The sequence below is a fragment of the Myxococcus sp. RHSTA-1-4 genome (genome assembly GCF_020037125.1).
Classification (GTDB): Bacteria; Myxococcota; Myxococcia; order Myxococcales; family Myxococcaceae; genus Myxococcus.
Genome location: NZ_JAIQDG010000008.1, coordinates 57,349 through 83,790, shown reverse-complemented (window position 1 = coordinate 83,790; position 26,442 = coordinate 57,349). Strand labels below are relative to the sequence as shown.

Here is a 26,442-nt window from a genome sequence, read left to right as displayed (position 1 = left end):
GCCGGTGGAACCCGGGGGAGGGGACTTCCTCCCGGGTCAGGTGGCTGGACTAATGTCCGCCAGGTGACTCTTCCCGCGCTGCTCCTCGTGCCCCTGCTGTGCGCCACCACGCCCACGCGCGTGGAGCTCGTGTTCGGTGGGGACGTGATTCCCCACGGCGAGGTGAAGACGGTGGCGGAGCTGCACGCGCGCACCGGCGCGAAGCCGGCGGACGGCGGCGCGGCGCCCTCGCTCAACCACGAGGGCTGGGACCATGTCTTCGGCCCCATCACCGACGTGCTGCGCACCGCGGACGTGGGCGTGGTGAATCTGGAGACGCCCGTCACCGACAACAAGAAGGCCGTCACCCGCGAGCTGCTCTTCAACGCGCCGTCGGCCATGGCGTACGCGCTCGCGTCGGCCGGGGTGAAGGTGGTGTCCACCGCCAACAACCACGCGAGGGACCAGCACCCCGCGGGCCTGCTGGAGACGCTGCGCCACCTGGACGCGGCCGGCATCCGCCACGCGGGCACCGGGCCGTCGAAGTCCGCCGCGTGGGAGCCCGTCTTCCTGGACGTGCGCGGGGTGAAGGTGGGCTTCCTGTCCTTCACGCGCTGGCTCAACGGCTTCAGCAACCCGAAGACGGAGGAGGGCGCCCACGTCGCCTTCGTGCCCTACCCGGAGCACCGCCACCACCGGGGCCTCAAGCCCGAGGAGGCCGCCGAGGCCGTGCGCGCGGCGGCGGCCCGGTGCGACGCGCTCATCGTCCTGGTGCACTGGGGCACCGAGTACAAGGACACGCCGCACCCGGATGACCGCGAGCTGGGCCGCGCGCTGCTGGAGGCGGGAGCGAAGGCCGTCATCGGCCACCACCCGCACGTGCTCCAGCCGCTGGAGGCCCACCCCACGGCGGACGGGAGGCGCGGGCTCATCGCGTACTCGCTGGGCAACCTGGTGGCGAACCAGGACCGCTTCTACCGCCACGTGCCCGGAAGGAAGGGCGCGGAGGGAGACAAGCGGGACTCCATGCTGCTGCGAGTGACGCTGGCGCGGCCCGCGCCCGGCGCGCCCGTGGCGCTGGAGGACGTGGCCGTGCTGCCGGTGTGGATTGAGAACAACGCCGTGGGCCGCGCGCGCAAGGAGTTGCGCAACATCCAGCCGGTGCTCATCGACCGGGAGCTGGAGGCGGTGGAGGAGCGGCTCGCCGCGCTGGCGGCCCGGCCCGAGCCGCTGGACAAGGCGGCTCGCGCGGAGAAGGCGATGCTGGAGCGGCGGCGGGTCAGCTCCCAGCACCGGCGCGAGCGCATCCTCCGCATGCTGCCCGAGGGCTTCGCCGTGGCCTCTCCCGAGCTGCGCCAGCGCGAGGCCCGCGGGCTGCCCGGCACGGGCGGCGCCGGCCCGGTGGCGGAGGGCGGCAGGCCCGCACGGCCCGCGCGGTAGGGGCACACGAGAAGGACCGCGGGGCCTGCTCGGCTGACGGCGAGTGCCTGTCGGGCCGGTGCCGCGGGTCGTTCACCTGGGCGTGAGATGTAGGCGGACGGCTCGCTGCTGGGCCCGGGATTTCCAGGAAGCCCGGGTGGGGAGCAGCTCGCTCCCTTCAACCGGGCTGTTGGATGTCGTCAGGGCGGCAAATGGATGCCCTCCTGGGCAGGAGGGAGGGGGGCTCCAGGAAGAGGGCTTCCGAGCGGCGCCCGGACGGAGGGCTGCGGTAGACTCCGCTCCATGCGTCACATTGCCCTCTCCGTTCTGAGTCTGCTGGTCCTGGCCTGTAACAAGGAAGAACAGGCCGGCGTCAAGGTCCTGGTCGAGTACACCTCCAGCTTCAAGAAGGGCTGCATCGCCGTGAAGGTCTTCGATGCGGCGAGCCCGGAGGTGGAGCTGGAGTCCAAGGTCGTTACCAATCTGGACCAACAGGAGCCGCCGCTCGCGGTGGCCGTCGTTCGCAAGGAAGGGTGGGGCCCGCAACTCCGGCTCCGCGTCACGGCGCACGAGCAGACCTGCGAGGGGCGCCTGGTGGACGAGGAGCAGGTGGACCTCGACTTGAGCGGGACGGGCAAGAAGCCCGACCAGAGGGTGGCGCTGGTGACGCCCGACGCGGATGGGGACGGCTACGTGGCCACGGAGCAGGGCGGGAACGGGGGCGGGACGGACTGCGACGATTCGGCAGAGACGGGCGCGCAGACGTACCTCGGGGCGACGGAGGTCTGCGACGGCCGGGACAACGATTGCGACACGCAGGTGGATGAAGGGCTGGCCCTCGTTGATGTCTACCTGGATGAGGACGGTGACGGGGTGGGCGCGGGCAATGCCAGGCAGAACTGTGGCCCGATTCCCGGGTACGCGGCCATGGATGGTGACTGCGACGATGGGGACCCCGACCGGATGCCCGGCAAGCAGGAGGTCTGCGACGACAAGGACAACAACTGCGCTGGCGGCGTGGACGAGGAGTTCGAGAAGAGGTGGTACCGCGACGCTGATGGTGACGGTGCCCAGGATGAGACCACCCTGGTCACCCAGTGTGCGTCCCCGGGCGCTGACTATACCCAGAGGAACGCCCAGGCGTTCGATTGCGCGGACAATGACCCTGTCCGTACGCCCGGCAAGGCGGAGCTGTGTGACGGCGTGGATAACAACTGTGCCAATGGCATCGATGAGACCTTCGCGAACAAGGGGAATGTCTGCACCAACGATGTCTGCTCGGGACGGTTCATCTGCAACACTGCTCAGAATGGAACCGTGTGCGATGCGCCAGCGCCGGTGAGCTACCACCCGGACGTGGATGGGGACGGCCAGGGCGCCTCGGGGAGCGCTGGAACCAAGGTCTGTGCTCCCACTGCGCCGCCAGCCGGGACGGTGGCCAATGCCACCGACTGTGATGACGTGGACCCGGGGGCCAAGCTGGGTGGAAACGAGGTCTGCGACGCGGTGGACAACAACTGCTCGGGCGCCGCGGACGAGGGGCTCAGCTGCGGTGGCAGTCTGAAGAAGGTCGTCGATTTCTACATTGGCCCGGGCCATGACTTGAGGACGGTGGCGGTGGGGGCCAGTGGGTTGCCCGTGTGGATCGCGGGCATGGGCGGGAAGATTCTGCTACGCGACGCGGTGGGGGCGGCGCTCAAGAGCTTCAGCTACGATGCAACGGCTCCCGACCCCAACAACTGCGGCAATGTGGACTGGCACGCGGCGTGGGTGGGTTCCAACGGCCATGTGTACCTGGGGGGCGCGGGCGGCAAGCTGGCCGAGCACACGGGGGCGGCCTGCATCAATCAGGTCACCGCATCCAATACGGCCACGATTACGGGCATTGTCGGAGTCGAGTCGGGCGGGACGACCACGCTCTACTTCGTCAACGACAATGGGCGCCTGTTCACCTGGGTGCCTGGTAATGCCCCGGTGCAGCGGGACGACACCGGTAGCGTCTACAATGGCATCCATGCCCTGGACTCGAGTTTGTTCCTCGTGGCGGGCCGAGCCTCTAGCAACCAGCGCATCTATGCCTATCAGGGCGCAGACCTGACCACCGCCGTGGAGCATGGACTCAGCAGTACTTCTGTGGCCAACAACATGAATGCGGTGTGGATGGGGGCGTCCAACCAGGCCTACGCGGTGGGGGACGGGGGGGCGGTGTGGAGGTGGAACGGGCTGCCGAACGCGGGGGCGAGCTGGACGCTGCAGACGCCGCCTCCGGGAGTGACGGCCAACTTCAGCAGCGTGGTGATGTTGCCCAATAACGACGCGTACATCGTCGACAAGGGGACCAACGGAAACCTCTACCGGCGGACGTCGTTCGGCTGGGCAGCCGGTCCGAAGCTCCCCACGACGAACCAGCCCATGTACGACATCGCTGTGACCTCGGCGGGGGACTTCTGGGTGGTGGGCGCGGGTGGCTCCGTCTACCACTACCCGGAGCCGTAACCCTCCTTCGATGTACCGCTCCTGGGCCTCCACGGTTCGGGAGCGGTGACGGCGCGGACACGCCGCGAGCGAGGGCTGTAAGGCATTTCTCCTGGGTTCGCGGGATGCCTTACAGTCCAGGTATGTCCAAGGTTCGTTTGCGGGGGAGATGCCTGACGCTCGCCGTGTGCCTGTCGGTGGTTCTTCCACCGCTCGCGGCTCGGGCGGAAGGCGAGTTCGAACGTCATATCGCCGAGGCCGTGCGCCTCTACGACGACCTCGAATATGAGCTGGCGTTGGAGAAGCTCGAGCGCGCCGGCAAGGTGCCACACGGCACGGAGGAAGAGGTCACCCTCTCTCTCTACAAGGCCATCATCAGCGCCGACCTGGGCAGATGGGAGGCGGCCCGTGCCGGTTTCCGGTCCGCGCTCGTGCTCAAGCCCGATGCCCGGCTGCCGCTCCGCGTCTCTCCCAAGGTGACGGCGGAGTTCGAGGCCCAGCGCAGGAAGCTCCAGTCGGAGCTGGCCCGGAAGCGCACGGACACGCCGAAGGTCGCGGAGTCACGTCCCGTGGCTCCGATGCCGGGGGGCGTGCCTCTCGAGGAGCCTGCCCAGGTAACATCAGCGTCGGCGGAATCCCGTGAGCAGGTGGCGCGGCCGGACCTGGTGCCCTCTCGTCCTGAAGAACTCGCCACTCAAATGGCGGAGGAGAGGCCGTGGATGCAGCGTGTGCCGGTGGTGAGCATGGTGCTGCTGGGCGCGGGAGTCGCCGCTGGAGGCGCGGGGACGTATTTCGGCCTGTCTTCCCGGCGCCAGATCAACGAGGCCCGAGAGGCGCGGTTCTTCAACGAGCTGGAGGAGCGGCATGGGCAGGCGCAGCGCAGCGCGACGACGGCCAACGTCTTGTTCGGCACGGCGGGCGTGGCGGTGGCCGGGGCGGTGGTGACGTGGCTCCTCATGGGGGAGTCGGAGACGCTCACGGCGGAGGGAGGTGCGCGATGAGGCGCTTGTTGCCGTGGAGCATGGCGCTGGTGCTTGCCGGGTGCACGGTGCCCAGCCTGGAAGAACTCAAAGGAGAGCGCACCATCAAGGTCGACGTCGCCTTCGATTTCAACGCGGGCTGCATCATCGTGCTCGCCCGGGATGCGGCGGCCGTGGACAAGCAGGTCCAGGAGCAGATTCTGGTGCTCGACCGGGAGGTTTCGGCGAGGAAGGTGTCGGTCTCCATCTTCCGGGAAGGCGACTGGAGCCAGACCACCGAAATCATCTCCACCGCACACGAACAGTCCTGTTCCGGCCCCGAGGTGGCACGAGCCCGGGCGGAGGTCACTCTGAGCAAAGGAGGTGGACAGTCGCTCGCCTTTTCGCTGAGCGCCCGGGATGCCGATGGTGACGGATATGTCTCCCCCGTGAATGGGGGGACTGACTGTGACGATGCTCACGCCGAGGCGCGTCCGGGGCCGGGGCGCGTCGAGGTCTGTGACGGCCTGGACAACGATTGCCGGCTGGGTGCCGATGATGGACTTCCCTTCACCGAGGTCTTCCGGGATGGGGACGGCGACGGCGTGGGCGCGGGTACTCCCACGCTGAGATGCGGGCCGATTCCCGGCTACTCAGCCTCCAGCAATGACTGTGACGACGACAATCCAGACCGGGCTCCTGGCCTGCCGGAGGTCTGTGATGGGCTGGACAACAACTGCGCTGGCGGCGCGGACGAGGGAGTGGTGGTGACGGAGTACTTCCGCGACGCGGACGGTGATGGGGTAGGCGCGGGAGCTCCCACGTTGGATTGCGTGGCGCCCGCGGGCTACGTGGCCGTGGGAGGCGACTGTCAGGACAACGACCCCGCGCGGACGCCCGGCAAGGCGGAGGTCTGCGACAACAAGGACAACGACTGCTCTGGCGGCGTGGACGAGGGGTTCGACAAGGACTGGTATCTCGACCTGGATGGCGACGGTACCCAGGGGCAGACCACCCTGGTCACCCAGTGCGAGTCCCCGGGCGCGGGTTATGCCCCCAGGAACGCCCAGCCGTTCGACTGCGCGGACGATAACCCCGTCCGTGCGCCCGGTAGGGCGGAGCTGTGTGACGGCGTGGATAACAACTGTGCCAATGGCATCGATGAGCCCTTCTCGAACAAGGGGAATGTCTGCAACAACGATGTCTGCTCGGGACGGTTCATCTGCAACACGGCGCAGGACGGCACCGTGTGCGATGCGCCAGCGCCGGTGAGCTACCACCCGGATGCGGATGGGGACGGCCAGGGCGCCGCTGGGAGCACAGGCACCAAGGTCTGTGCTTCCACTGCGCCGCCAACCGGGACGGTGGCTAATGCCACCGACTGTGATGACGTGGACCCGAGTGCGCGGTTGGGAGGGACCGAGGTCTGCGACGCGGTGGACAACAACTGCTCGGGCGCTGCGGACGAGGGGCTCAGCTGCGGTGGAACTCTGAAGAAGGTGGAAAGTTTCTTCATTGGCCCGGGCCACGACTTCAGGACGGTGGCGGTGGGGGCCAGTGGGCTACCCGTGTGGATTGCGGGCATTGGCGGGAAGATTCTGCTGCGCGACGCGGTGGGAGCGGCTCTCAAGAGCTTCAGTTATTCGGCGACGGACCCCGACCCGAACAACTGCGGCAACGTGGACTGGCACGCGGCGTGGGTGGGTTCCAACGGCCATGTGTACCTGGGGGGCGCGGGCGGCAAGCTGGCCGTGCACACGGGGGCGGCCTGCATCAATCAGGTCACCGCACCCAATACGAACACGATTACGGGCATGGTGGGCTTCGAGTCGGGCGGGACGACCACGCTCTACTTCGTCAACGCCGATGGGCGCCTGTTCACCTGGGTGCCCGGTAATGCCCCGGTGCAGCAGGACGACACCGTTAGCGTCTACAATGGCATCCATGCCTTGGACCCGAGTCTGCTGCTCGTGGCGGGCCGAGCCTCTAGCAACCAGCGCATCCATGCCTATCTGGGCTCAGATCTGACCACCGCCGTGGAGCATGGACTCAGCAATACCTCTGTGGCCAACAACATGAATGCGGTGTGGATGGGGGCGTCCAACCAGGCCTACGCGGTGGGCGACGGGGGCGCGGTGTGGAGGTGGAACGGGCTGCCGAACGCGGGGGCGAGCTGGGTGCTGGTGACGCCGCCTCCGGGAGTGCCGGCCAATTTCAGCAGCGTGGTGATGTTGCCCAATAACGACGCGTACATCGTCGACAAGGGGGCCAACGGAAACCTCTACCGGCGGACGTCGTTCGGCTGGGCGGCCGGTCCGAAGCTCCCCACGACGAACAATCCCCTGTACGACATCGCGATGACCTCAACGGGGGACTTCTGGGTGGTGGGCGCGGGCGGCTCCGTCTACCACTACCCGGAGCCGTAACCCTCAGCCTCCGCTCCCCGGGCCCGTGGGGCCCGGGGGCTCGCGTCCCGCGGCCTCCTCTCCAGGCAGCTCCCGCAGCGGCACCAACCTGCGCAGCAGCGGCCCGCCGTGCTTCAACCGGGCAATCCGCTGCGCCGGGTAGATGCCCCGGTGCCCCGTGAGCAGGTACGCCACCGTGGCGACAATCACCACGTGCGGCAGCACGCTCGCGCCCAGCAGCTCCACCGCCATGATGGACAGCGCCAGCGGGGTATTCGCCGCCGCCGCGAACAGCGCCGCGAGCCCCACCGCCGCGCCCAGGTCCACCGGCAACCCCAGCAACCTCGCCAGCACGTTCCCCAGCGCGGCTCCAATGAAGAACAGCGGCGTCACCTCGCCACCGAGGAACCCCGCGCCCAGCGTCACCGCCGTGAACACCAGCTTCCACGCGAACGCGGACATGGGGAGCGCCGGGTCCTCGAAGGCCCGCAGAATCCCCGGCACGCCCAGGCCCAGGTACGCATCCGTCCCCGCCAGCTTCCACAGCGCCACCACCGCCACGCCGCCCAGCGCCATCCGTACCGGCAGCCACGGCACGCGCTTCTCCGACACCTTCTTCAGTCCGTGCGTGAGCTCCACGAACGCCACCGCCACCACCGCCACCGCCACCGCGAACACCAGCCACTTCGCCAGCACCCACGCCGTCAGCGGCAGGGCCCCCGGCACCGGATACACCGTGTGCTCGATGCCCAGCCCCCGAGTCACCAGGTCCCCCACCACCGACGCCACCAGCGCGGGCAGCAGCGCCTCGTAGCCCAGGCGCCCCACCACCACGACCTCCAGCCCGAACACCGCGCCCGCCACCGGCGTCCCGAACACCGAGCCGAACCCGCCGGCGATTCCCGCCGCCAGCAGCTCGCGCCGCGTGTCCGCACTGACGCGGAACCGCCGCGCCACCGCGTCCGCGAGGCTGCCGCCCATCTGCACCGCCGTGCCCTCGCGGCCCGCGCTGCCGCCGAACAGGTGCGTCAGCACCGTGCCCACCAGCACCATGGGCGCCATGCGTAGCGGTACCTGCGCGTCACCCTCGTGCACCGCATCGAGCACCAGGTTGTTGCCGCCGCGAATCGGCGCGCCCCACTTCCCGTACACCGCCCCCAGCACCAGCCCCACCAGCGGCAGCGCGTAGACGAGCCACGGGTGCGCCTCGCGGAAGCGGGTGGCCTCGTCCAGCAGGTACAGGAACACCGCCGACGCCACGCCGCACACCCCCCCCACCACCCCACCCAGCAGCAGCCACTGCGCCAGCGCTCGCGCTCCCCGGGACACGTTCACGGCCACGCACTCTAGGCCCCCGTGAGACATGATGAAACAACGCGTCAAACATCGCGCTGCGTCAGAAACAGGACACACTCCCGCGACAAAGGGTGGGTCTGTCTACACCCGTTATTTCTAACATGGCGCGTTATTCCTGATTCAGGGTGATTGTCGAATCAACTGCGTGTAGCGTCCCGGCTCCCCCTAAAACCCCAAAGGAGCGGGGCATGTCCTTCCGTCGCAGCGGGATGTCCTTCGTTGCCATGTGCGCGGCCTTCACGGTGAGCGGTAGCGCGATGGCGAGCACCATCAACCAGAACACGTCGTGGACCATCGACCGGTCCACCTCCACGACGAAGTACCGCGTGGTGGCGTACGGCGACTCCATCTACGCCGGCTACAACGGCAGCCTCACCGCCGTGGCCCGCCGCGCGGCGCCCGTCGTCCAGGGCGAGTACCTGGCGCAGACGTGGAACACGGACATGGAGGTCATCCGCCGCACCAAGTCCGGCGCGAAGGCGGACGACATCTTCAACAACAAGATCATCTCCGAGCGCTCGTACATGCAGGCGAGCAACACGCGCGTCGTGATGTTCGAGATGTGCGGCAACGACTACCTGCAGGCCCGCAGTGCCTTCTCGGACCAGACGGGCACATGCAGCTACGCCGGCCTGGAGAGCGCGCTGGCCTCCTGCACCACCTTCATGGAGAAGGCGATGCAGGCCATCAACCAGTACGCGACGACGGCCAAGGTGAAGATCATCTCCAACATCTATTACCCGGGCTATGCCGCCGACAACGTGCAGACGAGCTGCAAGGACGCGGTGACGGGCGCGACCGTCAACAAGCAGACCAAGTTCCTGCCGCTGCTGGCTCGCAGCAACTGGCGGGCGTGCAACCTGGCCGCGCGTTACGGCTTCCAGTGCGCGGACTCGTTCGCGGAGATGATGGCCGGCGAGTACGACTCCAACGGCGACGGGCAGATTGACTCGGACGCCATCCGCTACCGCGCCGGTGAGACCGAGGACGCGTACGTCACCCGCATCACCACCACGCTGCGCTCCACGCTGCGCGATGCGAACACGCACTTCGTCAACTCGAGCACCAGCTACGACTACATCCAGTCGGACAACACGCACCCGACCTACTACGGCTCCACCATCGGCGTGAGCATCTTCAGCGGCTCCGGCTCCGGCACGGGCGCGCCGCAGTTCACCGACGCGCAGATGCCTGGCGGCAAGAACCCCGAGTGGAACAAGAACGGCCACGACAAGATGGGCTGGGAGTCCGCGAAGTTCAATCCCGCCACGCCGTGATGCCCGCGCCCGCTGAACGCGGGTGAGCTCGGGCGCCGGGGCCTCCGACCTTCTCAACACGGGTCGGGGGCCCTCGTCTTTCCAGGGCCCCGCGCCGCCGCGTGTTTCAGTTCCCCAGGAGCCGCGCGGCGAGGAGCGCCATCAGTCCCAGGTAATACGTGAGCCTGCCGAACCACTCCGCGCCGCGCCGCACGCCCCGCGCGCGGGACGGCGTGAGCCACGCCGCCGCGAGGGACACGGCCTCCACCAGCAGGCGCAGGAAGCAGGCGCAGAGCATGAAGTTCAGGAACACCTGCTCGTAGACGCGGCTGAACGAGAGCAGCCACGCCCCAAGCCCGTACATCTGGTACTCGCCGAGGACACTCCCGAAGGCGATGCGCTGGTGCAACTGGAACATGATGCCCGCGGGCAGCATGGGGAACAGGACGAGCTTGCCCAGCAGGTGGTACCAGCGCCGGCGCCACAGCGCGTGCCTCGCCTGCGCGTAGCGCACCAGCGGATGTGACTGCGCCGCCCCCAGCGGTCCGTGCCGGCCGAGCGCCTCGAGCAGCGGCGCCGCGTCCTCCACCTCCAGCCCGTGGCTGAAGGCGCGCCCCGACTTCATGCGCAGGGAGAGCCCGGGGCCGGGCAGCGGCAGCTTCCAGGGACGCACGGACTCCACGGCGTCGTGGGGAATCTCCATCCGCGCGCCGCCGCGGAGGGTGAGCACCAGGCGGGTGGTCTCCACGTCCACCGTCGCGCGGGTGAGCCACCGCAGCAGCGCGGCGAGTGCCAGCGGCAGTGGCACTCCGAGTGCCAGGCCGAGCACCAGCGGCCGGGGCTGGAGGCTCTGCTGGTTCGCGAGGATGTCCAGGACGAGCCAGGCGCTGAAGAAGAGCAGGCAGCCATACGCCGTGAGCCGCGCCGCCAGTCCGAGTCCCCGCAGGGGCAGGGACACGGCGTGCACCGCGAAGCGCTCGGGGGCGGGCTCGGGAGGCGTGAGGGAGGAGGACGGGCCGGAGGGCTCGACGAGGGCGGCGGAGGGGGTGCTCATGGGGGGGCGCTTCGACCGGAGGCGGCCGGATTGCCTCGGCGGGAGTGGCTCCGTAGCATACGCGGCTCGGAGGTCCGCGGGCGAGCATGAGGCCGCAGCATCCAGCTCCAGAACGGCGCGTCGATGGTGACGGCGTCACGCACGTCGCTCCCTCGCGCTCCAGCAGCGGCGTGGGCCTGTGGCTCGTGGGCGGCGCGCTCATCTTCACAATCCTCAGCGTCGCGCTGAGCGCCTGGTGGCTCTCCTCGGACGTGGAGGTGGAGCCGATGGCCGAGCTTCCCCCCGCGCCCGTGGCCGAGCAGCCTCCACCGATGGTGGCCCAGGCGCCCGTGGTGAGGCCGCGCCCCGTGGCTCCGGCGCCCCAGCCCGTGGCCGCGCCTGTCGTGGAGGAAGCGGTGCCTCCTCCAGCGGACGAGGCGCCGTACACGGGGCCCACCGGCACGCAGCTCTACCGGCCCGGCACCAAGCCGCTCAAGCGCGGCATCGTCGTGCCCGAGGACTTCCCACTGCCGCCCGGCTTCGTGCGCCACTACCAGTCCACCGACAACGGTGAGCGCGTGGCCGCCATCCTGATGTTCCATCCGGACTACGCGCCGAAGGACGAGAGCGGCCAGCCCATTCCCCTGCCCGAGAATCGCGTGGTGCCCGCGGAGATGGCGCCTCCGGGCCTGCCCATCGAGATGCTGCAGCTCCCCGAGGGCGCCGAGGCCGGGGCCGCGCCGTGACGGACTCGCGAGCGGGGCGCGTGGAGATGCCGCGGCTTCCCGAGGGGACCGAGGCTGGAGCCGCGCCGTGACGGACTCGCGCGTGGTGCCCGCGAAGACGGTGCCTCCGGGACAGGCCCTCGAGATGCCGCGGTCCCCCAGGCGCGCGAAGGACGGGGCCGAGCCGTGACGGACTCGCGAGCGGAGGCGGGACGCGCGCGGCGCCTCGCCGTGGCGCTGCTGGGGGTACTGGCGACCACCGCGATGCTGGCGCTGTTCTCCCGGCTGCGCATGCCGTGGACGCTGCTCGGCTGGGTGGCGCTGGTGCCGTGGCTCGTGGTGGTGGACCGGGCGCGCTCGCCGCGTGAGGCGCTGGGGCTGGGGCTGGCGCTCGCGGCGGTGTTCTCCTCGGCGGTGTTTGGCTGGTTCCCGGGGGCCGTCCAGGCGTACTCGCAGGCCCCGCTGTGGGTGTGCTGGGTGGCGCTGCTGCTGATGTCGCCCGTGGTCCAGTTGCAGTTCCCGGCGGCGGCGCTGGCGCGGTACCTCGCGAGGCGCGCGGTGGGGACGGGGGCCGGGTCTCGTCTGGCGTGGCTGCCTCCGTTGGTGACCGCGCTCGTGTACGTGGGCGTGGAGTGGTTCGCGCCGAAGTTGTTCGCGGACACGCTCGGGCTCGGCCTGGTCACCCTGGAGTGGCAGCGGCAGGGCGCGGACGTGGCGGGGGCTCCCGGGCTCACGCTGCTGCTCCTGCTCGTCAACGAGTGCGTGCTCGCGGCGCTGCGCTCCCTGCGAGTCCCTTCCGAGCGGCGGCGCGCCGTGGGGCCGGCGGCGGTGGGGACGGCACTGGTGCTCGCGCTGACGGGGTATGGCGCCTTCCGTCACTCGCGGGTGATGGAGGCGACGCGCCGCGAGGGCGGGCTGGTGGTGGGCGCGGTGCAGGCCAACATCACCCAATACGAGAAGCTCAAGGCCGAGCGCGGTACGTACGACGTGGTGCGGATGATTCTCGACACGCACTATGAAATGTCGGACGGGTTGCTGCGCGGCGGGCCGGTGGACCTGCTGGTGTGGCCGGAGACGGTGTACCCCACCACCTTCGGCTCGCCCCGCAGCGAGGCGGGCGCGGAGTTGGACGCCGAGATTGCCGGCTATGTCGCCCAGCGCGGCGTGCCGCTCGTCTTCGGCGCGTATGACCTGGAGGGCGAGCGCGAGTTCAACGCCGCCATGTTCCTGGGGCCCTCGGCTCGCGGTGACAGGCTGGAGCGCACGGCGTACCGCAAGACGATGCTCTTCCCGCTGACGGAGTGGGTGCCGGACGCCATCGACACGCCGACGCTGCGCGAGTGGCTGCCGTGGACGGGGCGCTGGAAGCGCGGCCCCGGACCGAAGGCCGTGAGCTTCAGGCTGCGCGACGGGCGCTCGCTCACGGTGGCGCCGCTCATCTGCTACGAGTCCATCTTCCCCTCGTTCGTCGCGGAGGGCGTGCGCCAGGGCGCGGAGTTGCTGCTCACCCTGTCCAATGACTCGTGGTTCTCCGGCACGCCCGCCCCCCGGCTGCACCTGGCGCACGCGGCCTTTCGCAGCATCGAGACGCGCCGGTCCCAGGTGCGCGTGACGAACTCGGGCGTGTCCGCGCTCATCGACGCGACGGGCGCGGTGGTGGCCGAGGTGGACGACAACCAGCGCTCGGGGCTCGTGATGCGGGTGCCCGTCACCGCGCCGATGACGTCACTCGCGCTTGCCTGGGGGGACTGGCTCGGGCCCGTGGCACTTCTGCTCGCCACGGGGTTGATGGTGAGCGCGGTGCTCACCCGGCGCTGAGCGCGGCCCGGCAGCGGGGGTGTCCGCTGCCAGTGCCATGGCCGAGGCGATTACAGCCGTCCGGCCTTGAGCTCCCGCACCATGTACGCGCAGGCGCGCACGGTGATGGCCATCATCGTCAGCGTGGGGTTCTGCGAGCCCTGCGACGGGAAGCAGGAGCCGTCCGTGACGAAGAGGTTGGGCACGTCCCAGCTCTGGTTGTGCGCGTTGAGCACGGACGTCTTCGGGTCCGTGCCCATGCGCGCGGTGCCCACTTCGTGGATGGCCATGCCCGGCGTGGACATGGTGTCGTTGACCCTCTCCACCGTGAAGCCGGCTTCCTTCATCATCTCCTGGCACGCGGCGACCGAGTCCTCGACCATCTTCACTTCGTTCGCCGAGTGCTTGCACTCGATGTGCGCGGCGGGGATGCCCCAGCGGTCCTTCACGGTGGGGCTCAGCGTCACGCGGTTCTCCGCGCGCGGCACCATCTCCCCGAAGGGGACGAAGTGGCAGTTGTCGTCGAAGGTGAAGACCTGCACGCCATAGCCGCGCACGAAGCCCTGCTCCCGCGTGGTGACGTTGCGGAACTGGGGGATGTACGCCCAGCTGTGCTCCTTGCGCTGCTGCTCGGGAGGCAGGTTCATCTTCGCCTCGATGCCCAGCAGGTACGTGTGGTCCATCAGGTTGCGGCCCACCAGCCCCGAGGAGTTCGCCAGCCCGTCAGGGAACGCGCTGCTGCGCGAGTGGAGCAGCAGGCGGGCGGACTCGATGGTGCCCGCGGCGAGCACGACGATGCGGCCGTGGGCCTCGTACGACTTGCCCGACTCCGCGTCGAGGTAGCTCACGCCGGTGACGCGGCCCGTCTTCGCGTCGTGGAGAATCTGGTTCACCACCGCGTGCGTGCGCAGCGTGAGGCGGCCCGTCTTCAGCGCGGCGGGCATGGTGACGGGGGCGCTGGCGGTGCGGCGGGCGACGACGCGGCGGTCGGGCCAGCGGCGCTCCACGCGCTCCTTCAGCCGCAGCTCCGCGGGCGTCAGGGGAATGGGCTCGGCGAAGATGGAGTCGGGCAGGTTGGGGAGCCCGTCCGTGTTGCCGCGGATGCCCATCCACCGCTCCACCGTCTCGTAGTGCGGCGCGAGGTCCGCCAGCGTCAGCGGCCAGTCCGGGCCCTGCCCGTCGCGGCTGCCCGCTTTGAAGTCGAAGTCGGACAGCCGGTAGAACTGGCGCCCATGCGCCCGCACCGAGGTGCGTCCGCCCACCTGCCTCGCGCGAATCCAGGTGAAGGGCTGGCCCTCCGGCGTGGTGTAGGGGTTGTCCACGTCGTCCACGAAGGCGTGTGGGTGGAAGGGCCACGCGAAGGTGGTGGACTGGATTTGCTGGCGCTCCTTGCGCCGCGTGTCCGACTCCGTGTGGTAGCGGAGCAGCGTCTGGCGCAGCCGGTGCATTATCCAGAGCGCCTTGTCCGCGCGGAGGCCTCGGCCGGCTTCGAGCACGAGGACCCGGAGTCCCGCCTCCGTGAGCTGCTTACAGGCCCAACCGCCGCATGCCCCCGAGCCCACCACCACCGCGTCGTAAACCGTCTTGGAGTTCCCCACAGCACCCCTGGTATGCCGGTCCTTTGCCGGCCCTGTGAAAGTTCGGGCGAAGTGTAAACTGGGTTGCACGACGTTGACCAATGGCGCCCGGAGCGGACGGACGGCCGTGCGCCGTGTCATGGAGGGCAGGCGGACATGAAGTGGCGGTGGGTCCTGGGTGGGGTGCTGGCGCTGGGGCTGCTGGGGGCCTCGGCCGTGTTCGTCCGGGCGCTGCGGCACTCGGAGGCGTACTTCCACTACCCGAAGCCGCGGGCGGTGAAGCCGGCGGACTTCGCGGAGGCCCGGGACGTGACGCTGCGCACGCCGGACGGGCTGGCGCTGCGAGGCTGGTACGTGCCGTCCCGGAACCGGGCGGCGGTGGTGATGGCGCACGGGCTGTCGCAGACTCGCGCGGACCTGCTGCCGGAGGCGCGCATCCTGAAGGACGCGGGCTACGGCGTGCTGCTTTTCGACCTGCGCGCCCACGGGGAGAGCGAGGGGCAGACGTCCACGTGGGGGGACCAGGAGCGCAAGGACGTGGCGGCGGCGCTGGAGTTCGTGCGGGCGCAGCCGGACGTGGACCCGGAGAGGGTGGGGGCGCTCGGCTTCTCGATTGGTTCGGCCGCGGTGGCGGAGGTGGCGGCGAAGGACCCGGGCGTGCGCGCGGTGGTGCTGCTGTCGCCGTTCAACACGCTGTGGCTGGCGGCGGCGTACGACTTCCGGCGCTTCGGCTTCGTGTCGCAGTCCGGGGCGCTGGTGCCGTTCTGGCGGCGCGGGATTGCCATTGACGAGGTGAGGACCATCGACGCGGTGGAGCGCATCCGTCCCCGGCCGCTGTTCATCGTCATGGGGACGGAGGAGTCCGGGCAGCCGCTCGCGGATGAGCTGTTCGCCAAGGTGCGCGAGTACGCGCGGACGTGGCGAATCCAAGGCGCGGGACACGGGAACTTCGTCGCCACGGAGCCCGAGGAGTACCCGCGCAGGCTTCGGGCCTTCCTGGACGAGGCGCTGCTGAAGCAGGAGACGGAGGCTCCGGCAACGCCCTGAGCGTCACGCCGCCGGGGGCTGCTGCTGCTCCTTCGCTTCCAGCTTCGACAGCCGCTCCATGAAGGCGCGGCCCTTCGCCGGGTCCGTCATGTGGATGAAGGCGGCCATGCCCTTGAGCTGGTCCAGCGACTCGCCCTCGCGGCCCGGCTTGCCCTGCTCCCGGTTGTGGATGGCGGCGCGCAGCCGGCGCACCACGTCGCGCGGCACTCGCGCCGCGGGCTTGCCGTCGGCCACTTCATTCACCACCAGCCCCGTCACCCGCTGGCGCGTGCCCTTGCGCGCCACCCGCGTCTTGTCCGGGTGCAGGCGGAAGCCCTCGGCCTCCACCACGCCCTGCACCCGCGACAGCAACACGGCCACCGGCGGACGCTGCGAGCGCTTCGCCTTCGGCTGCTTCGCCTTCGTCCACGAGAAGGTCAGGTCGTCCGCGTAGCGCGTGTACGTGAAGCCCAGCCGCTTCGACAGCGCGGAGAGCCGCTTGTCCAGCCGCAGGCACAGCGCATTCGTGATTCCCGGCGACGTCGGCGCCCCCTGCGGCAGCGCGCGCGGGCCCTTCGCCACGTACAGCAGCTTGCCGCGGAACTGCACCGCCTCGCGAGGCGCCTCGGTGGCCATCAGCGCCAGCAGCGTGGACGCGCTCTCCGGAAGTCCACCCTTGCGCAACAGGCCCTTCACCCGCCGCCACGTCACGGAGGGGAAGAAGTCCTTCAGGTCCACCTTCACCACCACGTCCGCGCCCTGGTGTGCCAGCGCGTTGGTGAGGATGGAGCGCCCCGCCACGAAGCCGTGCGCCGCCCCGTGCACCGGCAGCCTCTCCACCACGTTCGCCAGCACCCAGCGCTGCGCTTCCTTCAGCTCCGGCTTGGGGGACGTAATCGTGCGCGAGCCGCCGTCCCGCTTCGGAATCTTCCAGCTCACGTAGTGCGTGCCCGTGTCCACCTCGCGGTGGAACGCGAACCAGCGCAGCTTGGACACGCTCAGCCCCAGCGCCTTCGCCAGCGCCTCCGTCGAGCCCAGCTCGGGCAGGCCGTTCGCCTTCGCGCGCTCCTCGCGGGCCGCGACGTCGAACTTGTCGGCGCCCGCGTCCTCTTCCCAGTGCACGCCCGCGCCCAGGTGCGAGACGTGCGTGGCCTTCCACGCCTCGTGGGACTGGCGCTCCAGCGCGCGGCGCTCGGTGGCCTCGGCCTTCTTCTTCTCCTTCCAGGCCGTCTTCTCCTTCTCCGACGCGCGGGAGAAGTCGAGGTCCGCCACCGCGAGGCCTCGGGAGACGAGCTGCCCCTGCACCCAGGAGTCGGCGCCACCGGCGTCGGCAATGGCCTTCCAGCGGGTGAGCAGCGCCTCGTGGGCGGCGCGGCGCACCTCGCGCTGGGAGACGGCGTTGGCGGCGGGGGCCGAGGGCGCGGGAGTGGAGACGGCCTGCGGCGAAGCTGCGGGGACGAACGACTCCAGCCTGGCGGTCATGTCAGTACCTGAGGCGGGGGCGGCGGCATGGGACGGGGCGTGGCGCGAGCAGTCGAGGGAGGCCGGGAAGGCACCACCATCTCACCTGGGGCACGGTAGCCTCACCGGCTCTCCCCTCCTAGGCACTGCGCCCGGGGTGGGTAAACGGCGTTCGCGTCGTTGGCTCAGCTACCCACCCCGGGCGCAGTGCCTAGGAGGGAGAGAGCCAAGAACAGGCTACCTTGCGGAGAGTGTCCTGCATTCCAACCGGAGCGGCGCAACACCGCTCCCGCGCTCGAGGCGCTCAGGCTGATGCACTCCAGACCTCTCTCGGCTGCTCGCGCGTGAAGCGCATTCCGTCGTCGTTCCGTCGCTCCTGTCCTGCCGGCCGCGCCGAGGCGGCCGGGCCGTGAGTGAGAGGTTTACACCAAGGCCGAGGCCGCGTCGATGTAGCCGTCGGCCGCCAGCTTCTCCAGGCGCGCGAAGTAGGCCGTGCGCGCCTCCGTATCCGTGTCGAACCAGAGCCGCTGGTGGCGGGACTCGCCGGTGCGCGGACCCCATTCCACCGCCACCACCTGCCCGTCCAGGGACACCCGGTACACCGTCTCCAGGCCGCTCTCCGCGTCGCGGCGCACGTAGGAGCGCGTCTCCGCCCGGATGAGCTTGCGGCCCTCGGGCGTCTTGCGCAGCGCCTCTTCCTCCGCGCGGCGGCGCCCGTACGCCAGGCGCAGCGCCAGCAGGTGCTCGCAGGGGCCCTCGCGCAGCCCGGAGCGGCGGTGGTGCGGGCAGCCGCAGGAGGCGTCCTTCAGCCGGCCCTCCACGTCCAGCATGAAGCTGGGGAAGAAGCTGCGCACCGCCTCCCGGTCCACCACCTCGCCGTGGATGCGGGTGCCCTCGCCCACGACTTCGTGCACCTTCGTCAGCTTCACCTCGCCCGCGCCCGGGCCGCCGTCGCCCAGCAGGCGGTGGGCCCGCGCCTCGCGCTCGCTGCCGTAGCGGATGACGGCCTCGTCCACCGGCGCCGCCATCAGCTCGCGGGGGCGGTACTCCCCCCGGGCGAGGTCGAAGAGGACGCGCCCGCGCAGGCACTCCAGCTGGAGCGCGGCGCGCACGGACTCCTTCGGCGCTCCGGCTCCGGCGACGAGCGTGTCGAAGGAGAGGGGCCCCTCCGCGAGCAGCCGGCCGCGCAGCTTCTCCGCCAGCCCATCCGGCACGGCGCGGGGCATGAGGGCGTCGAAGGCGGCGGCCGAGGACCAGCCGCTCTCCGTCCACCCGGTGAGGCCCAGCGTCAGCGTGGCCGCGCCCATGTCGATGACCCAGAACACCGGCAGACCCGGGCCCAGGAGCTGCACCCGCACCGAGTGCGCGTGGGGCAGCAGGCGCGCGAGCGCGGCGAGCCGCTGGCGGCCGAAGGTGCGCACCACCGCGGGCGCGCTGCCCGTGTACGTGCCGCCGTGGCACTCCAGCACCAGCTCCCACGGCTCCAGCACCAGCCGGGGCGGGGCGCCGGGGACCAGCTCGAAGCGCAGGGCGCGCGGGGCCTTCTTCGCCTTGCGCGTGCGCAGCGCGAAGAGGAGGTTGTAGAGGTCGATGGGCGCCAGCCGGCACGTGCTCGCCGGCAACGTGGCGGCGGACTGCACCTGGAGGAAGCCGCGCAGCCACGCGTGCGGCACCTCCACGTTGCGAGGCTCGCGGCCAGGCTGCGAGGGGCGCGCGGGCAGGGCCACGTGGGCCTCCAGCGACACGGGCATGTAGGTGCGCAGCCGGTCCACGCGGGCGGGCAGCTCCGGGGGCACGTCCAGGAAGGTGGAGCCGTGCGCGGCCTCGCGGCCCTCGAAGAGGGCGTTGTCGAGGGACAGGCGCGCGTAGGCGCTCTCGTCGCGGGAGAAGACCTCCAGGGACACGCTGTCCGGGTCCACGGTGAGGACGGGGTCCAGCACCGCGTCCTTCTTCTCCTCACCCTCCAGCGCGTTGTCGAGGAAGGCCTTCTGCGCCTCCCAGATTTGCGCGCTGGCCCGCTTCCCCTGCTTCATCAGATACGCGAGGTACGCGGTGCGGTCCTTGCCCCGGTAGCGCAAGTCGGACGCGAGGATGCCGAAGGTGGCGGCGAGCACGTCGCGGAAGAGGGCGGCGTCGCGCACTCGGCCGCGCACGCCCACGGTGCCGCGAGAGCCCTCCAGGGCCAGCAGCACACGCGAGGCGTCCGGCGCGGCCTCCACGTCGCTCGCGGTGGCGTAGCGCAGCTCGACGGGGTGACGGGTGGCGGTCGTCACGACGGGGTTCCTTCCTTCCGGGCGCGCTCGGCGGCGCGGCGTGCACGTTTGTGGGCGCGCCAGGCGGCCTTGCGCAGCTCCACGGGTTGCGAGTTGTCGAAGGCGGCGTCGTGCAGCAGCTTCGCCGCCGTGTCCGTGCCCAGCCGGCCCAGCGCGGCATAGGCGTCCGGCTTCACGTCGGCCTTCGCGCTCCGGGCCAGGGCCAGCAGCGGCTCCTCGGCGCGGGTGCCCAGCAGCGCGGGCACCGCGAGGCGGCGGCCCTCGGACGTGGTGAGCGCGTCCGGCGCCGGCCTGTCACCCGTGGGGCCCAGGGCCACCGGGTCGAAGGGCTTTACCTCCAGCGCCCAGGCCGCGGCGCGCTCGGGGGCGAGCTTCGCCAGCGCGTCCGCCACCGCCGCGCGCACCCGCGCGTCCGGGTCGCCCAGCGCCGCGCGCAGCGTCTCGGCCGCCGCGGCGCGCTCCTTGTCATGGGACAGCACGGGCCCGGCCGGAGCGGCACCCTTCGGTTGCAGCGTGCCCTCCACGGTGCCCAGCCGGCCCAGCACACGCGCGGCCTCCTGGCGCACGCGGGCGGGGGCTCCGGCCTCGCCACCCTGGAGGAGGGTGCGCGCGGAGTCCGACAGGGCGGCGGCGCCCAGCCGGGAGCCGGCCCACAGCAGGCGCTCCCAGGCGGCGGACAGCGGGGCGCGCTTCGGGGCGGGCGCGGCGGCCCACTCGGTGGCGGTGCGGCGCTCGGCCGTCACCAGCGCGCGGGACAGCGCGGCCACGTCCACCGCGCCCGGCTCGCGGGCCTCACCCGTCCAGGTGCCCACCAGCAGCGCGGCCTCCTCGCGGGCCTCCGGCTTGTCGTGGCCCAGCAGCGCCACGGCCTCGGGGACGGGCAGGGCGCCGCGCCGGGCGAGTCCCCGCCGCAGCCGCAGCCGCAGGCCCACGTTGGACAGCGTGGCCAGCCGGGGCACCAGCAGCGCCGGGTCTCCCTCGTCGGACAGGTAGGCGGCGGCCGGCTCGGAGATGTCCGGGAAGCGGCTGGCCACGGCGTGGAACTCCACCCGCGTGCGCTCCCTGGGGAAGAGCACGTCCAGCGCCTTGCGGGCCTCGCGGCGCAGGTCCTGCTCGGGGGCGTCCAGGGTGAGCGCGAGGGCGGTCTCCGACTCCGGGTCCTTCAGCTTCGCCAGCTCCTGCACCGCGGCCGTGCGCACGTACAGGTGCGTGCCCGAGTCACCCAGCAGCGCCTCCAGCTTCACCCGGGCGCGCTCGCCGCCGATGGCGCGCAGGCCCCGGATGCCGGCCGCTTGCAGGTCCAGGCTGGTGCCCTCCACCGCGGCGGCCTCCACCTTCTCCTCGACGCGGCGGCGGTCCTCACCGTCCGGCAGCTTCGAGGCGAGGCGCCCGAGGCCCTCGATGGCGGCGGCCATCATGGAGGGCTCCGTCGGGGCCTCCGGCGTGCCGCCCGCGGCCACCGTCTCCAGCTCGGAGAGGGCGCGCGCGTCGCCCAGCGTGCCCAGGGCGAGCAGGGCGCGCTCGCGCTGGCCGTCCTCGCCCGCGCGGGCGTACAGCAGCAGGGGCCGCAGCGCGCTGGCGCGTCCCTGGTGCGCCACGCCCTCGGCGGCCGGCAGCATCAGCTCGCGGGCGCCGCCGCGCAGCACCTCCTCCAGGGGCTCCACGCTGGCGCCGTGCTCGATGACGCGCTTCGCGTAGCGGGCCACCGCCTCCGCGCGCACCGTGACGTCGCGGTCCGCGAAGAGGCCCACCAGCGCCTCGGACTGGCCGGCCTCGGTGCCGTACTCCAGCTCGCGCACGGCGGCCTGCCGCACCGCCACGTCCTGGCTCTTCACCGCCTGCCGCAGGAAGCGCACCGCGAGCGCCGCGTCGCGCTTCTTCACGTCCGCGCCGGCGACATTCATGGCGGCGGTGACGCAGGTGCCGCGCACGGCGGGGGACTCGTCCTCCAGGCACCGGCGGGCCAGCACGTCCAGGGCCTCGGCGCGGCGGGTATTGCCGAGCGCCACCACCAGCCGCTGCCGCTCGTTGGCATCCGGGGCGGCCTGGAGCCGGGCGGACAGGGCGCCCACGGCGGCGGGCGTGGCCAGCCGGGCCAGGGCCTCCATGGCGCGCTTCGCGGCGGCCGCGTTCTCCGAGCGCAAGAAGGCGGCGAGCACCTCCACCGCGCGGTCATCCCCGCGCCACGCCAGCAGCTCCGAGGCGCGCAGCCGCAGGTCCTCGTGCTCGCTGGCCATGGCCCGGCCCAGCGCCTCGGTGACTCGCGGGTCATTGGCACCGGCCAGCCGCTCAATCACGCCCACGCGCAGGTCGGCGTGCTCGCTGCCCAGCGCGGCCAGCAGCGGCTCCAGGCTGCCGGGCGGGCTGAGCTTCTCCAGCAATTCGAAGGCATAGCGGCGCACGTCCGCCAGCGGCGAGTTGAGCGCGGCGGTGATGCGCGGCTTCGCCACGTCTCCGCGTTCCGTCAGCTCGTCCAGCGCGGCGCGGGCCACGTCCGGGGACAGCGAGGCCAGGGCGAGGGACAGCGGCTCGTCGCTGCCGGCGGGGAACAGCTCCTTGAGGCCGGCCAGCGCCGCCTTGCGCACCAGCTGGTGCGGGTCCTCCAGGGCGCGCAGCAGGGCGGCCACGGCGGCGGGTGTGCCGGCATGACCCTCCTGCGTCAGCTTCACCACGCGGTCCACCGCGTCGCGGCGCACGCGGTGGCCTTCATCATCACCCGCGGACACCTGCCGCAAGAGGCCCACGTAGGCGCCGAAGGCGAGCCGGCGCAGGTGCTGCCGCTCGGCGGTGGCGGCCGCCTCGGGCGAGGCTTCCGGCACACCCGGCTTCACGGCGGAGAAGAGGCGGCGCAGCCAGCTCTTCGCGGGCGTGGCCTGCACGGGCGAGGCGGCGGGCGCCGTCTCCGGCTTCCACGGGGCCTCCAGCGTGCGCGGGCGGGCCACCTTCTGGGCCTCGCGGAAGTAGTCCAGCGGCTTGTTGCGCAGCAGCAGCACCTGGGCCGCCGCGTAGCGCTGCTCGGGCTGGTCGCTGGAGAGGGCCTCGGCGAGCCCCACCATGCGCTTCGCGCGGTCCTCCTCGGCGGGCCACTCCTTCATGTCTCCGGCCTTCTCCGGGCGCGGCGGCAGCAGGGCCTCCACCAGGTGGGCGCGGTACGCGTCCGCCTCCGTGCGCAATTCCAGCGCGCGGGCGGCGGCGTAGCGCACCTCCGGCCTGCCGCTGGAGAGGGCGCTGGTGAGCAGGTCGGGCGGCTCGCCCCGGCGGCTGGCGCGCAAGTCGCGGGCGAGGACGATGGCGAACACCATCTCCTGCACCTCGCGGGCGCGGTCCTCCAGGCCGTGCAGCAGGCCGCCGTCACCCTCGGAGCCCAGGGCCGCGAAGGAGAGGATGGCGCCGAGGCGGATGGGCAGGTGGTCGTTGCGGAGGTTGCCGGTGAGGACGGGCAGGGCGCGCGTGTCACCCAGGCGCGACAGGCCGTCCGCGGCCCATGAGCGCACCGCCACGTTGGCGTGGCCCAGCGCGTCCAGCAGGTAGCCCTCGTCACCCCGGCGGCTGGCGGTGGCGAGGCCCCGGGCGCCCTGCTCCTGGATGTCGCCCAGGTCGTGCGGCAGCAGCACGGTGGCGAAGAAGTTGAGCAGCCGCCGCGAGCCCAGCGAGGCCAGCGCCCGCGAGGCGCGGATGCGCAGCGGGTTGAGGAGGGCGGGCGGGTAGAGGCGCTCCAGGTCCTTGTCGGTGATGAGGACCCGCATCGGCTCGATGATGTCCTCGGCGCCGCGCGGGGCCAGCAGCTCCGCGGCGCGCACGCGCACGAGCAGCGACGCCGAGGCGATGCCCGCCAGCAGGGGGCCGTTCTCCTTCGGCACCAGCTTGTCGAGCGCCTCCAGCGCGGCGACGGCGGCCTCGACGTTCTCGTCCTGGACGAGCTTCAGCAGCGGCGAGCGCAGTGTCTCGACGGGCGCGTGGACGGAGCCCCTCGCGCCGGCGATGCGAAGGGACGGGTGCGTGGAGGCAATCGCCGCGAGGTGCGGCTCCGGCTTCTCCTTGCCGGCGAGCTTCACCCACGCGTCGTACGCGGACATGGCCACGCCCGCGTCGCGGTCCTCCACGGACTTGCGCAGCCGCTCCAGCGCCCAGTCCTCGGTGCCGCGCTGCGAGAGCACCTCCACCGCGCGGCCACGCAGGTCCGGGAAGCGGCCGGCCAGCGCGCGGTCCAGCGCCTTCTGGGGCTCCTTCTCGTTCCACGCCCACAGCGTGCGGAAGGCCTCGCCGCGCACCTTGGAGGACTCGTCCTCCAGCGCGTCACCCAGCAGCGGCTCCGCGCCCTGCGTCGCCGCGCCCAGCTTCACCAGCCGGTCCAGGCCGCGCACGCGCACGTCCTCGTGGCCGGAGCGCAGCGCGGCCTCGGCGGCGGACAGGGGCGCGTCCGTGTCCAGCGCCACCACGGCTTCCAGCGCCGCGGCGCGCACGTCCGCGTCCGCGTCGTCCAGCATCCACACCAGCCGCTCGCGGGCACGAGGGTCCTGGAGGGCCTGGAGGGCGGTGGCGGCCTGACGGCGGATGGCGGCGTCCGGCTCGCGGGAGAGCTGGAGCAGCGCGCCCAGCGCCCGCGCGTCTCCGAGCTGCGCCAGGCCGCGAGCCCCCCGCACCGCCGTGTCCGGCGTGCGGCAGGCCATGGCGGCCAGCAGGGGTTCCAGGTCGGACTCGGCCAGCGGGCCACCGACGGCGCCCTGCGCGGGCAGCAGGTCCCGGGCGGTCTGCACCTCCGCGTCAGTCAGGGGCGTGTTGCCGGTGACACCCTGGGCACGGCGCGCGCGCTGGGCCAGCCGGCGGGCCACGTCCTTGGTGGCGCGGGCGAAGTCCTCGTCGCGCGACTCCAGCGCGTGGGCCAGGGCGCGGCGCTCCAGCACGCGCACCGTGAAGGCCACGCGGCGCACGTCCGCGTCCGAGTCATCCAGCGCGCGGGCCGCCAGCGGCTGCAGCTGCGGGTGGCCCAGCAGGCCGGCCCCGGCGGCGCGGATGAGCACCTCCACCTCGAGGTGCGCGGGGCCGCGCTCGAAGGCGGTGCGCAGCGGCTCGGTGCTGCCTCCGGGCGTCACCTCGGAGAGGGCGTCGAGCGCGGCCAGCCCCACGGCGGCCTCGCCGTCCGCGAGCTTCCCGGCGATGAGGCCCGGCACCAGCGGGGACACGCCCCCCAGCTTCGCCAGCCGCTCCAGGCCCGCCACGCGGATGTCCGCGAAGCGCGAGTCCAGCGCGGCGCGCGGGGCGGCCAGGGGCGACTCGGTCTCCAGCTTCTCCAGGGCCTCCAGCGCGGCCCTGCGCACCATGGGGTGGTCGTCGTTGAGCCGCTCGCGCAGCTTGGGGCGGGCGGCGGTGCGGCCCTTCGCGGCCAGCTCCTGCGCGGCCAGTCGGCGCACCTCGGCGTCCTTGTCCGAGCCGAGCACCTGGAGCACGAAGTCGAGCGCCTCGGTCTCCTCCAGCGCGGCGGCCTCCCGCACGGCGGACTCGCGCTTGGGGCGGCCCGCCTTGAGGGACTCGGTCAGCAGGTCGAAGCCGTGCTGGGAGGTGTCGTGGTCGTCCGTGGGCTTGCCGTCCACGGCGATGCCGAAGCGGTGCGTGCGCCGGTCCTCGCCGGCCGCGAAGACGGAGCCCAGCATCTGCTTCGCCTGCCGCGCGTTGGCGGGAGGCATGAAGGCGAGCGCGCCCACGGGCTTGCTGCCGCAGTCCAGCGTGCGCGGCTTGCGGCGCTCGTCCAGGCGCCACGCCTTCACCTTGCCGTCGCTGCCGGCGGACCAGATGCGGTCGGAGGGCTCCTCGCCTCCGGGCTCGGCGGCGGGGGTGGGCGGGAAGAGGAGGGCGAGCACGGAGCCGGCATGGCCGGAGTCCTTGTCGCCGCGCACCTCGAACTCCACCGCGCCGACGAGGTACCAGATGCGCAGCTTCCCGTCGTCGCCGCCGGACACCAGGCGCCCGTCGCGAGGGGTGAAGGCGAGCGCGCGCACGGCGCCCTCGTGGCCGGGCATGTCGCGCCGGGCGCCGGTGGCCACGGTGAAGGAGCGCACCACGCCGTCGTCACCGCCGCATGCGGCGTACGTACCGGAGGGGTCCACCGCCACGGCGCGCAGCGGCTGGGGCGAGGCCTTCCAGTCATGCACCTTGCGCGTGGACTCCCAGTCCCAGGCGCGCACCGAGCCGTCCGCGCCGGCGCTGAAGAGGAGCTTCCCGTCCGCGCTGGAGGCGAGCGCGGTGGCGCCGCCGGGGTGCACGCCGTGGAGCTGGAAGTCGGCCTTGCCGTCCGAGAGGGTGCCGAAGTGCAGGGAGCCGTCGGCGCCGGCGGCGGCCCAGCGCTCGCCGGAGAGGGCGAGGGCGAGCACGGCGGAGGGCAGCTCGGTGCTCCAGAGCACCTTGTTGGAGCCCGGCTCGTACGCGGTGACACGGCTGGCGGCGGAGGCACGCGCCCCGCCCACCAGCAGCATGCGGGCGTTGGCCGCGAGCGCACGGACCTTCTCGATGTTGCCGATGGCGAGGACGGGCATGACGCTCCTTACGGGAGGCCCTTCTTAGCACTGTGAGGCGTGCGGTGGAGAAGGAGGTCGAGGCCGAAGCAGGCGAAGCGGGAGCCATGCACCCCGGCCCACCTCCTTCCCACGCTGGAGGTCCCCCGCCGCGCGTATGACACGGGCGGTCACGGGTGGGCGCCCCCGGGA

14 protein-coding genes are annotated in these 26,442 nt (G+C 71.9%); 8 read left to right on the top strand and 6 right to left on the bottom strand.

Translation table 11 applies throughout. The features are described from left to right. Positions 1 to 63: 63 nt before the first annotated feature. The 4 genes from K8638_RS13535 (at position 64) to K8638_RS13520 (ending at position 7,258) form a co-directional block, all read left to right on the top strand. Positions 64 to 1,419 (top strand): CapA family protein, encoded by a 1,356-nt coding sequence (locus K8638_RS13535; protein ID WP_223754918.1) that lies wholly within the window; start codon positions 64 to 66, stop codon positions 1,417 to 1,419. Positions 1,420 to 1,701: 282 nt separating this feature from the next. Then, positions 1,702 to 3,894, top strand: a complete 2,193-nt coding sequence (locus K8638_RS13530; protein ID WP_223754917.1) for a putative metal-binding motif-containing protein — start codon at positions 1,702 to 1,704, stop codon at positions 3,892 to 3,894. A 122-nt stretch (positions 3,895 to 4,016) separates the two neighbouring features. After that, a complete protein-coding gene (locus tag K8638_RS13525; protein ID WP_223754916.1) occupies positions 4,017 to 4,874 on the top strand; it encodes a hypothetical protein in 858 nt (285 codons plus the stop codon). Further along, positions 4,871 to 7,258 (top strand): putative metal-binding motif-containing protein, encoded by a 2,388-nt coding sequence (locus K8638_RS13520; protein ID WP_223754915.1) that lies wholly within the window; start codon positions 4,871 to 4,873, stop codon positions 7,256 to 7,258. Before K8638_RS13525 ends, K8638_RS13520 begins: the two co-directional genes overlap by 4 nt. 3 nt (positions 7,259 to 7,261) lie before the next feature. Here the strand turns inward: K8638_RS13520 and K8638_RS13515 are convergent, their stop codons facing one another. Beyond that, on the bottom strand, positions 7,262 to 8,572 hold the full coding sequence (locus K8638_RS13515; protein ID WP_223754914.1) for a chloride channel protein: 1,311 nt from the start codon (positions 8,570 to 8,572) through the stop codon (positions 7,262 to 7,264). A 209-nt stretch (positions 8,573 to 8,781) separates the two neighbouring features. Between K8638_RS13515 and K8638_RS13510 the strand changes: the two genes are divergently transcribed. Continuing rightward, entirely contained in the window at positions 8,782 to 9,870 is a 1,089-nt protein-coding gene (locus K8638_RS13510) for an SGNH/GDSL hydrolase family protein (RefSeq protein ID WP_223754913.1), read from the top strand. A 106-nt stretch (positions 9,871 to 9,976) separates the two neighbouring features. On the opposite strand, the gene K8638_RS13505 is transcribed toward K8638_RS13510, so the two are convergent. Then, positions 9,977 to 10,903, bottom strand: coding sequence for a hypothetical protein (locus K8638_RS13505; protein WP_223754912.1), 927 nt, complete (start codon positions 10,901 to 10,903; stop codon positions 9,977 to 9,979). An 86-nt stretch (positions 10,904 to 10,989) separates the two neighbouring features. On the opposite strand from K8638_RS13505, the gene K8638_RS13500 reads away from it, so the two are divergent. Both K8638_RS13500 and lnt read left to right on the top strand, forming a co-directional pair. Further along, a complete protein-coding gene (locus K8638_RS13500; RefSeq protein ID WP_223754911.1) occupies positions 10,990 to 11,628 on the top strand; it encodes a hypothetical protein in 639 nt (212 codons plus the stop codon). Positions 11,629 to 11,793: 165 nt separating this feature from the next. After that, positions 11,794 to 13,425 (top strand): apolipoprotein N-acyltransferase, encoded by a 1,632-nt coding sequence (gene lnt, locus K8638_RS13495; RefSeq protein WP_370643967.1) that lies wholly within the window; start codon positions 11,794 to 11,796, stop codon positions 13,423 to 13,425. Between the two features lie 50 nt (positions 13,426 to 13,475). On the opposite strand, the gene K8638_RS13490 is transcribed toward lnt, so the two are convergent. After that, complete coding sequence (locus tag K8638_RS13490; protein WP_223754910.1) at positions 13,476 to 15,002, bottom strand: GMC family oxidoreductase; 1,527 nt, start codon at positions 15,000 to 15,002, stop codon at positions 13,476 to 13,478. A 135-nt stretch (positions 15,003 to 15,137) separates the two neighbouring features. On the opposite strand from K8638_RS13490, the gene K8638_RS13485 reads away from it, so the two are divergent. Beyond that, the gene (locus K8638_RS13485; protein WP_223754909.1) at positions 15,138 to 16,028 is read left to right on the top strand and encodes an alpha/beta hydrolase; all 891 of its coding nucleotides are present in this window, start codon (positions 15,138 to 15,140) and stop codon (positions 16,026 to 16,028) included. 3 nt (positions 16,029 to 16,031) lie between these two features. Here the strand turns inward: K8638_RS13485 and K8638_RS13480 are convergent, their stop codons facing one another. The 3 genes from K8638_RS13480 to K8638_RS13470 form a co-directional block, all read right to left on the bottom strand. Then, positions 16,032 to 17,489: a reverse transcriptase family protein gene (locus K8638_RS13480; RefSeq protein ID WP_223754908.1), complete on the bottom strand. Its 1,458-nt coding sequence runs from the start codon at positions 17,487 to 17,489 to the stop codon at positions 16,032 to 16,034. A gap of 401 nt (positions 17,490 to 17,890) precedes the next feature. Beyond that, the gene (locus tag K8638_RS13475) at positions 17,891 to 19,741 is read right to left on the bottom strand and encodes an SWIM zinc finger family protein (RefSeq protein WP_223754907.1); all 1,851 of its coding nucleotides are present in this window, start codon (positions 19,739 to 19,741) and stop codon (positions 17,891 to 17,893) included. Next, the gene (locus K8638_RS13470) at positions 19,738 to 26,271 is read right to left on the bottom strand and encodes a HEAT repeat domain-containing protein (RefSeq protein ID WP_223754906.1); all 6,534 of its coding nucleotides are present in this window, start codon (positions 26,269 to 26,271) and stop codon (positions 19,738 to 19,740) included. The genes K8638_RS13475 and K8638_RS13470 overlap by 4 nt, the downstream gene beginning before the upstream one ends. Positions 26,272 to 26,442 lie beyond the last annotated feature (171 nt).